The following is a 10,798-nucleotide window of genomic DNA, read 5'->3' on the forward strand; positions in this document are numbered from 1 at the left end:
GCTTTGAGAGTAAACCATTTAGCTATTTGATGAGCAGTCTGATTATCTGGGTTTTGGAAAATAAAGGAATGAATATCATTGACTACTTTTTGTGTCTGTTCGTAGTAACTTTCCACATCTCCTATTTTTCTAAAAAAACCTAGAGGTTGACCGCTTTCAGTCGTTCCTTTTTCTAAAATTTCTAACTCACTTAAAATCTTTTCAGCTTCATCTTTCTCTGTTAATGATTCAGATTTAATTTTGTTAATAGGTTGATTCTCAAAATTATCCTGCTTGGGAATAATTTGTTTTGATGATAAATCAATCCAATCCAACTTTTCTTTTAAGCTATCCACCGCTATCGATGGAATGCTATCTGCTTTGACTTGAACTTTTGCTTCTTCATTCTCATGTTCCAATTTAATCCTACCTTGCAACTGAGGAATTAAAGCTGACCACTGTATTTGACTCAACTCCCCAACTAACACAATTTCTGGTCCCTCATCTACTTCTAATTCTGACTCCATTAACAAATTCATCGCCACACTAGATAAAATTAAATCTGCATCCTCACCAGAAATATTGCTGTTATCTATTAATAGAGTCATCTTAGCTCTATCAGGATGAGTCACCAGACTTTTAATTACTTCTTGCAATTCTAATCCCACGGTTTCTTCCGGTTGCGACCAATCTGGGGTATTGCTAATACTAAATCAAAAGAAAATGTTTTTCTCGAAACTAAGAAATATCTTCTACAGCATCAATCAAATTTTCTATCGTGCCAAATTCTTCTCCTAAGACAATATCTAAAAAGCGACAAGCTACAGGTACAGAACCATAATTTTCTAAAGCCCATCTTTGACCTTCTAATCCAATCTGAGCCATTAGTTCTGGTTCGTCGATAATTCTTTGCGCTGCTTCTTGGGGATTGGCTAAATCTATTCCTACATAATGTTTCCAGTTAACAGGTTTTATAGGTAATAAAAAACCATATTTATCAAAGTCTAAATGAATCGAAACACAGCCGGACGCCAGGGATTCCCAAAATCTCCAGCTATCCCATCTAGCTATAGCTGGTTTTTGTCCTAAATTAGAATTTTCTAACAGCTTTTCATCTAAATCTGCGTAATAAAAATTGCCTCCATAAGCACAGCAAAACATAGAGTTTTTTAAGGAATCAAACCATTTTGGTATGTGATGAGTCGGGAATTGAGACCAATATAAGTAATCGAAATCATTTAATGAAATATTATTGCCTATTTCTGTAATTGGATTTTGATTAATATCAATTTTATCTTGCAGATGAGAAATAAAACAGAAATTCATTGCTACTCTAACACTTTGGTTTAAAGAACTTCTAAATACCGCTAAAACTTGTCGCTTTCTTTCGGAAAATAATTTACTATTTTCCGTAGCAATTCTTATCCTTTCAGAAATGCCAAATGCCCAGGGAATATATTGGCTTGGATACTTCCTAAATTTGTGCATATGCACGCGAATTACGGCTGTTAATCTCTCTGTTCTACCAGTTAATACATGATCGCTATCATTGGGATCTATTATAACTAAAATAACTTCTTCATTGAGTTCGTAAAATAAATCAAATAAAGGGTGGTTATTTGTCATTTCTATGAAATAAATATCGGCCACTACGATTGCACAATTGTTAGGATGTACTTGGCGATCGTTTTTAAACAAATATTCTTGATTTTTCAAGTCGATTAACCAACAATCCATGTTAGAAAAAATAGGAATTCCTAGTTTTTTCAAACCTTCTGCTATACAAATTGATATATGAGAGCATTTTTTAACTGGTGAAAAGATAAAGTAAACACCTTTTTCGACAATTTCAGTTATCATAATTTTAATAAATTATCCTGTAATAACTTTAGCTTTCTATATTGAAAAAATTTCTTGTACTTTTGCCTTAGCGATCGCTTCTTTATTCTCATTATCCAATTTAATCCGACCTTGCAGTTGAGGAATTAAAGCTGACCATTGTATTTGACTCAATTCCCCAACCAAAACAATTTCTGGTCCCTCATCTACTTCTAATTCTGACTCCATTAACAAATTCATCGCCACGCTAGATAAAATTAAATCTGCCTCTTCAGCACTAATATTGCTGTTATCCACTAAGAGAGTCATTTTACTTTTATCTGGATGAGTCACCAGACTTTTAATTACTTCTTGTAATTCTAATCCCACCGTTTCTTCTGGTTGCGACCAGTCTGGAAAAATTATCAGATTAAATTTTCTTAATTTTAAATTTGAATATAACTCATCTTCTTTAACTACTGGATGATTTAAAAAATACTTACTATCAAGATAACCTTTGATTCTTTCCATCGCTGGTAAAGCACCCACTTCTTGCTTAACCACATCAGGGAATTGAGATAAAACCTCTGCTATGTTGTTAGCAAAATTGTACTTAGGATTATCGCCATATTTCCAAGTTAACCACTCTAGGGTTTCCATTGCTACGTCATAAAAATTTAGGATATCAGCAATACAAGCTAACTTTAACAACTTCTCTGGAGTGTTATTAAACGACTCCTCATCGGATGACTTTTGAATCAAATCCTGAAAGTAAAAAGCATCTGTCCATATTAATTGACCGGGATGCTGTTGAGAAATTATGGAACTTCTACGACGGTAATCTCTATACAAAGTTTCAAAATCTAAGAAGGTAAAGCCGCTTTTCCTCATATATAAATCAATATCAGCAAACAAAGGCTGATTTTCATACATACTTGTAAACTCTACTTCTACTTTTAGGAAGAGAACGCTTTTTAAAATATCCTTAGCACCTTCTAAAACTTTTAGTTCTCCACCTTGGGTGTCAACTTGCATAAAATCAATTTCATTGATTCCCTCAGAATGACAAAAATCATCTAAAGTAGTTGTTTGAATTTTTTCTGTAGATACTAACTCTATTATTCTGGGGTTCTCTATAAAGCGATCAATATAAGACTTATTAGGAGGATACAAAGAACTACAGTACGGAGATTTAGTAATATATAAAGTTTCAGTTCCTACTGAATCCCAAAGAGCTAGAGGTATGTGTTTTTCTTGGTGACTAATTTGTTGTTTTTGCAGCTTGGAATTCATTTGCTCGCAGGATTTATGATCGGCATCAAAGCCATATATCGTTAAATTAGGAGACATTAAATCCCAATTTGTACCTTCATAATCTTGGCCTTGATACTTTCTAGAACCTACAATGGCTATGGTTAAATGAATATCATCTATTTTGCCATTTTTATTTAAGTTATCAACGAATATTGGCATCCTTAAAATATCCTCTTTTGTTTAGTTTTTTTTAAGTTTAACTATTAGAAATGGGTTCTTTACAAGGATTAGTGATATATTTGTCATACGCAGGAACTTCTCCCCTGACTAGGGTGACATTGAGACTGTTTGGCAAAATCTCAATGTGTTTTTCTATCTCTGCTTCTGAGAGATTATCCAGTAACTTAATGACAGCTAAATTTTCTTGCCAAAGGTGCTCAAAGCAATCAGTTCTGTTCCAGACAGCTTCAAAAAATTTTCGGCTAAAATCATTAACTCTAACTGCAATAACCCCTGTATTAAAAACGTCACCACAAGCTTTGGATAAACCTATGCTTTTAGATGTTGTTAATTCTATGTCGCCTCTGACTATTGCAATATCGGCATCTAAAAAAGCAATTAAATCTCCATCATTTAATTGGTTCATCAGTTTAAGAATATAGTGAACCTTAATCCAATGAGGTTTTCTATCGAGGGAAGGATAATCAGTAATTTCGTGGTATTCAAAATCGTAAAACGAGGCATACTCTCGAAAGCGGGGACTAGAAAGTTTCCTAAATTTTGATTCAAGTTTATCCACACCGACAGAAAATAATATCTTTTTCTGGTTTTGATTAAAATTTTTCATCATAATTTACATCATAAATTTAAATATTTGGTTTTTTTGGCTTTATTTAGGGTTTGCTGATTAAATCTAAAAGCATTTACAGATAAAGGTAAGTGTCTTTTTAGGTCTGGAAAAAGTACCTGGTTTTCACCGCGCATCTCATATTTGCAAAAATACTTTTTTTTCTATTCCCTATTCACCTGTTCCCCATTTACTAAAAGTGATAAATTTTTGGCTTTATTCAAAATTGAGATGCACCCGGTTTTCAGCTCTTTATGCTCAAAAAGTTAGCATTTTGGGCAAGAGTATAGCCAAAAAATTACTCCCCTACTCCCCTAATTCCCCGCTCCCCTACTCCTTAAAAAATACTTTTTCAGCAAACCTTATTTAGTGCCTGCTAAAGTGCCAACTTTCAGTCACTGGAGTTGTTAAATACTGATATTTTGAGCAGACAATATTCGATCCCTAATTATCTGATGCTAGATATTCCTGAAATACTTTTTGAAATAAATATCCCATTTGAGTAGAGTAATAGCGACTATCCAAAAACTGCGGATTAGCCTCCATTTTTGTCTCTATTCTGTCGCGATAAACTGCTCGTAAATCAGAATCATTTCCCAAATCAACTGCTAATTGAATATAAGTATCTTCACTCTCTGCAATTAATTCTGGTATCTCCATATAGCGCAACAAAGATGCTCCCCTCCGAGAGCGAGCTGATTCTTTTTGCATAACAACAGTAGGTAAACAAACCTGCAATGGATCGATTAATGAAGTCATACCAGAAAATGGATAAGCATCTAAATAAATATTTGCCATTTTCAAACATTTTTTAATATCAGCACTATTTGGTAAAGCATTGAGCAAAAGTAGTCGCTTTTCACTAACTCCATACTTACTTAAAGTAGCAAAAAATCGCTCTTGAAAAGCTTCAATTGGATAAGTTGGCGCCCAATTAGGATTAAATGGATATAGCAGGAGCATAGAGTTAGGAACTTGAGCAATTATTTGCACCCAAGTTGCTTCTACCTCTGGGATGATTTTATAAAAATTAGCACCTGATATATAAACTACTGTATTCTCATCAATATTTAGTTCTTTTCTGCTAATAGTTGTTGTTACTGATAATTCCTCTTCAGTCGCAAAATCAAAACATTGATCTGGTCCGTCTAAAGTTACTAATTTTTCTGTGTAATGTTCTTTAGCATTAGTTTCTGAGTCAGTAAGTTTGCTTGAGATATAGCAATCAATATGACGCATCCCTGTAGTAACAGGAGAATTCATTCCCACAATTTGTATTCGTGCTAAACGATGGGATGCGAGTAAAGTTATGGCATTAGTTTGGGAAGTAATATTAGTAGAAATAAACAGAATATCTAAGTCATCCTTACGAATAGCTTTTACTTGAAGTTCGAGGTCTTCTGGCAATTCAATTGCTGCATTAACATGGTCGAAACAATATCTTTCCAGAGGATGACCGCTTGCTTGTAAATAATAGAGAATAATTTCAAATTCTTCCCTGTTTAAGTGTTTATATACAGGCAAAGTGGCAAAAGTTTCTGGATGAGGTTCAAAATTATTCGCAATAATTCCCACACGAATCTTCTGGCGATCGCCTGTTCTTTCTGGAAAGTTGTAATCTACCTGATACCCTTCAATTTTTAAAGCAAATTCGATAATTTCTGCACGCTTTTTATAAATTTCTTTTAAATTTGCTTGACTAAAATACAGAAATAATTTTGCTTTGAGAGTAAACCATTTAGCTATTTGATGAGCAGTCTGATTATCTGGGTTTTGGAAAATAAAGGAATGAATATCATTGACTACTTTTTGTGTCTGTTCGTAGTAACTTTCCACATCTCCTATTTTTCTAAAAAAACCTAGAGGTTGACCGCTTTCAGTCGTTCCTTTTTCTAAAATTTCTAACTCACTTAAAATCTTTTCAGCTTCATCTTTCTCTGTTAATGATTCAGATTTAATTTTGTTAATAGGTTGATTCTCAAAATTATCCTGCTTGGGAATAATTTGTTTTGATGATAAATCAATCCAATCCAACTTTTCTTTTAAGCTATCCACCGCTATCGATGGAATGCTATCTGCTTTGACTTGAACTTTTGCTTCTTCATTCTCATGTTCCAATTTAATCCTACCTTGCAACTGAGGAATTAAAGCTGACCACTGTATTTGACTCAACTCCCCAACTAACACAATTTCTGGTCCCTCATCTACTTCTAATTCTGACTCCATTAACAAATTCATCGCCACACTAGATAAAATTAAATCTGCATCCTCACCAGAAATATTGCTGTTATCTATTAATAGAGTCATCTTAGCTCTATCAGGATGAGTCACCAGACTTTTAATTACTTCTTGCAATTCTAATCCCACGGTTTCTTCCGGTTGCGACCAATCTGGGAAAATAATTAAATTAATTTCACTTAGTTTAAAAAGTTCCCATCCACCAGTTTCTAGCTTAATAGCTCGCGATCGCTCTATACCTTGAATCTCATAAACAGCCAGATTTTCATCGACAACAGTTATCGCTTCCTCATTCTCATGTTCTAATTTAATCCTACCTTGCAACTGAGCAATTAAAGCAGACCATTGTATTTGACTCAACTCCCCAAGCAAAACAATTTCTGGTCCTTCATCTACCTCTAATTCTGACTCCATTAACAAATTCATCGCCACACTAGATAAAATTAAATCTGCATCCTCAGCAGAAATATTACTGTTATCTATTAATAGAGTCATCTTAGCTCTATCTGGATGAGTCGCCAGACTTTTAATGACTTCTTGTAATTCCAATCCGACTGTTTCTTCCGGTTGTAACCAGTCTGGGAAAATAATTAAATTAATCTCCCGGAGATTTAAACGCTGTAAAGTTGCTTTCATTAAAGCAGCACTCATAATATCTGCCATTTTATCCCAAGAGAATTTTTTAACTTGTTCTAAACCAGCAACAATTAGAGAATTACGAACTTTTGGCTTTTGTACTTCACACAGCGCGTCCGTTAAACCATCAACATCATTAACATCAACATATATAGCAGCTTCCCCTGCAACTTCAGGAATAGAAGAATTAGCACAAGTAATCACCGGACAACCACAAGCTAATGCTTCAGCAACTGGCATCCCAAAACCTTCGTATAAAGAAGGATAAACTAAAGCAACTGCACCAGAATAAGCAACTTTCAATTCCTCATCGCTGAGTATCAGTGAATGTAAGACACTACCAGCAGCATATTCCCTGTATTCGTTAGCTAAGTTTAAACCACTACCCGTCGAGACTATTTCAAAACCTTGTTTACTGTAGAGTTGAGCAAAAGCTTGGAAAAATAAAATCGCATTTTTATAGTTACTACCAGCACCCACCAAAAGAAAATAGGGTTTACTAATACCATACTTATATTTAAACCCATTTATTTCTGTTGTTGTAGCGGGAGTAAAAGTAGGAGCAACACCGCAACAAGCTACAGTCACTTCATCCGGTTGAATATCTGGGAAAAACTTAACTAAATCCCTGGCGGTATTTTCTGATATGGAGATGTAAGAAAAAGCGTGAGAAATAGCATGATGTTTTTCCCTCCACATGGCTTTGTTTAAGTCAGTTTCCAATGCTTCAGGAATCATATCATAAGCCATAAATACCGAGGGTGTAGATATGGGAGTTGTGTAGTAAGTGGAGATAAATAAATCTGCACCCTCTTCATCGCAAACTTGCTGAAGCATTTTTTTGTCAGCGTCAGTATTGTTGTAGCTATAAGCTGGAATTTGACGATACCGGATGCCAGAAATTTTAGGTGAAGTGTTTACCCGATCTAGTACAATTATATGTTGGGCAAATTCTGTTTTAGCCCATTCTCCCAATACAGAGCGCCACACACGAGCAATACCTGTACGAGAAATTTGGAAAAATATACCGTCAATAATAATGGTAGGCGATCGCTTTTCCATCTTTACTGGTTGTTGTAAATATTCTGGTTGCAAGAATTTCCAATTATTTCTAGTTATATCTTTTTGCACCAGTGGAACTATACCTAATGATTCAGCGCGATCGACCATTGTGTTATCTCCTACCCAGGCAAAATAATCCCTCAAGTAAACAGGAAACTTAGTTTGTGACTGTAGACTTTGCCATTGACTTACGGCATTCTTATAACCATAGTATTGCTGTTTAAAGCTTAGTTGTTCTGAGGTGACATAAGCAAAGTGTTGGAAAATCAAACCTTCTCTTTCCGTTTCTGCGTGCAGAAAAGGATTTATTTCTGCTACGTTGACCCATTTTCCTGTGGGCAAAGGTGCTGCTAAAACAGGGGGTTCATGGGCTATCCATAAGCATCCTGGTTTAAATCTCCAAGTTCTTAACCAGTCTTGTTTTGGGTTTTGTGCGTAACAATTACGGGTACTAATAATTAGATTTTCTCCCACAAAATACCAACACCAATAAAACGCCGCTGTTTTTTCAGGATTTTCTATAAATGCTTTTTGAGCATTGCAAATTTGCTCAACAGTCCAGATTTCATCAACGTCTATTTGCCACAATAAACACTCTTCACGAATATTTGTAATTAATGGTTCATTAACCATTTCCCGCTTCCCTTCCCAAAATTCTCCCTCTGGTTTGCGATAAATTGTAATGTTATCAGGGTAAGCTTTAGCTAACTCATCCAGATATTCCGAGGTTCCATCGTTACTTCTACCTTTGTTGTGCATCCCATCAGTAATAACTCCTCCAACAGCCAAGCTCCAAGCTGTATCATGTTTTAACTGAGCTACACCCTCAATAATGTGCCAATGCCAAGTAAAAGGCAGTTGTTTCAAAACATCAATATGGTATCGAATAAATGGTTCACCATTAAGAACTATTGTAAAGAAATGTATAGGCAATTCATCATTGCTTTGCTTAAATCTATCGCAGTTAATTTCATTATAACTTTTGTTTCTTTGGAAAATTGCATATCCATTTCTGACCAGCTTATTTTCAGCTACTAAATCATAAGTTTTGTCCTTAGTTAAAATTTGATAGTTATGATAATTTTTAAAAGTATTAATGTCATCTAACATGATAATTTTAGAACCATAAACTTGTGCTAGTTCAGCATTTCCCGTAAATTCTGAACCATCTATTAGTACGACATCAAAAAATTCTATTTGGTTTTCTTTTTTAACAACTTCAATACCGTTTTGTGTTACGCCCGATGTCAAAACATATTCTATATCTTGATTTAACCAACCAATAATCGTTTTTGCAGAATAATTATTCAGATTAGTTGGAATTTGTTTATAAAACCTTAGTAACTGGTTTTGTGTTGGGAAATCTTTAATGCTAACTGAGGATAAGTTGTAACACTTAACAAATGATTCTTGGGAATAGGTTTGTTGTAATTCGACAAATCTTGGTTGGGAAACTTCTAAACAAAATAGAGTAGGTTGATGAGGATTTTCTCTAATTCCCTTAACAAAAGCTTCTGTACTTCCTCCACCTGATGATGAACCAATTTCTAATATAGTTTTTATAGTAGCTTTACTTGCTATTTCTTGAATAGTCATGTAAAACTCATCATCTTTAATTTCCGCTGGTATAATTTGGTTAAGTTGAGAATTTTGTTTATAGGATTTAACCAGTGACTCAAGTAAATTATTCGTTTTTTTGGTCAAACTAATTTCCTGCTCCCAATCTTGAAATTGTAGTTCTCTAGGATTAGGCAAATAGAAGTGAATACCACCATTTGTTGGTTCTAATTTCATGTATTTACGAACTTTATTCTGTCGTTCTTGTTCGTCATTAATAAACAAATCTAAATGATAAATGCTCAAATCTTCACAAATACCTGACGAATTTAAACCAGTTAGTACCTCGTGAATATAGCCACTGTACGATAAATTTTCGTTAAACTTGAACACACGCCTTTGACCATCTGGGAAATGCGGTGGACTTGAAATGTATTGTTTAATATTAAAAGGACTAATCCACTTTCTGGGTATCCAGAAATTATCTACATTTAAAGACTCTTTGCTCTGGCAAAGTTGCCTTAAAAAATTACAAGTTTTTACATCTATAAATTCATCTGAATCAAGAACAAAAACCCAGTCAGTTTTTACCTCTTTCAAATATACATTTCTCTGTTGAGAATGCTTCCCTGACCAAGGAGAGTGAATTATTTTGGCTCCATAAGATGCAGCTATCTCGCAGGTCTTGTCATGGCTACCACCATCAACAATAATTAACTCATCATAAACTCCATCGAGGGATTCTAGTGCAATTGCAAGAGTTTTTTCTCCATTTTGCACCATCATACATACGGAAAGAGTAGATATAACTGTCTTCTGGACTTGTTCTGTTACCAGTTTCATCTCATCCCAAAAGATTTCCCTACCTTGCTTAATATTTTTTTCAAGTACTACTAATATTCCATTGTTGGAAAATTCTTTCTTACCCTGGTATAACTTTTCTAAATTTTCTTGAATCTTCTCATTAATAGGATTTTCAAATATTAACTCTACTTGCTTACTTGAAAATTGACTTGCTTTAATAAATTCTAGATAATCTTCTGTAAAATAACGATTAATATGAGGTGAATTATAAACATAGTCAACCATCAATTCTGCTGTTTCTTTATCAGTATATTGATATAAATAATGACATAGTTCATCAGCCTTCATTAACAAATGTCCCCAAGGAGGAATAGGCGAATTGCCAAAGTCAAAAACTTTGCCTGCTCGATCAGTTATTCTTGGTAAATGATGACCATCGTATGCCGACCAAATAGGTGAAAACATAGAGAATAGTTTTCCTCCTGGTTTTAAAGCCAGAAACATTTTATCTAAAGCAGCAGGTAATTTATGAATATGCTCGAAAGTTGCAATAGAAAAAATCAGATCGTACTTTCCATAATATTCTTGGGGACATTTGTTAAT

4 protein-coding genes and 1 pseudogene are annotated in these 10,798 nt (G+C 34.3%); all 5 read right to left on the bottom strand.

Annotated elements, in window-relative coordinates; all coding sequences use genetic code 11:
- Positions 1-647: pseudogene (locus F6K22_RS14920) on the bottom strand (hypothetical protein); the annotation flags it as partial.
- 70 nt (positions 648-717) lie between these two features.
- Positions 718-1,839 (bottom strand): hypothetical protein, encoded by a 1,122-nt coding sequence (locus F6K22_RS14925; protein WP_293099000.1) that lies wholly within the window; start codon positions 1,837-1,839, stop codon positions 718-720.
- 36 nt (positions 1,840-1,875) lie between these two features.
- Positions 1,876-3,270, bottom strand: a complete 1,395-nt coding sequence (locus F6K22_RS42060) for an FkbM family methyltransferase (RefSeq protein WP_363273587.1) — start codon at positions 3,268-3,270, stop codon at positions 1,876-1,878.
- 37 nt (positions 3,271-3,307) lie between these two features.
- A complete protein-coding gene (locus tag F6K22_RS14940) occupies positions 3,308-3,901 on the bottom strand; it encodes a hypothetical protein (protein WP_293099002.1) in 594 nt (197 codons plus the stop codon).
- Between the two features lie 441 nt (positions 3,902-4,342).
- The gene (locus F6K22_RS14945) at positions 4,343-10,699 is read right to left on the bottom strand and encodes an O-linked N-acetylglucosamine transferase family protein (RefSeq protein WP_293099005.1); all 6,357 of its coding nucleotides are present in this window, start codon (positions 10,697-10,699) and stop codon (positions 4,343-4,345) included.
- Positions 10,700-10,798 lie beyond the last annotated feature (99 nt).

Source organism: Okeania sp. SIO2F4, from assembly GCF_010672385.1.
Classification (GTDB): domain Bacteria; phylum Cyanobacteriota; class Cyanobacteriia; order Cyanobacteriales; family Microcoleaceae; genus Trichodesmium.

Coding starts and splice junctions, on each gene's coding strand:
- F6K22_RS14945 (WP_293099005.1), bottom strand. CDS start 10,699: ATGTTTCTGGCTTTAAAACCAGGAGGAAAACTATTCTCTATGTTTTCA.
- F6K22_RS42060 (WP_363273587.1), bottom strand. CDS start 3,270: ATGCCAATATTCGTTGATAACTTAAATAAAAATGGCAAAATAGATGAT.
- F6K22_RS14940 (WP_293099002.1), bottom strand. CDS start 3,901: ATGATGAAAAATTTTAATCAAAACCAGAAAAAGATATTATTTTCTGTC.
- F6K22_RS14925 (WP_293099000.1), bottom strand. CDS start 1,839: ATGATAACTGAAATTGTCGAAAAAGGTGTTTACTTTATCTTTTCACCA.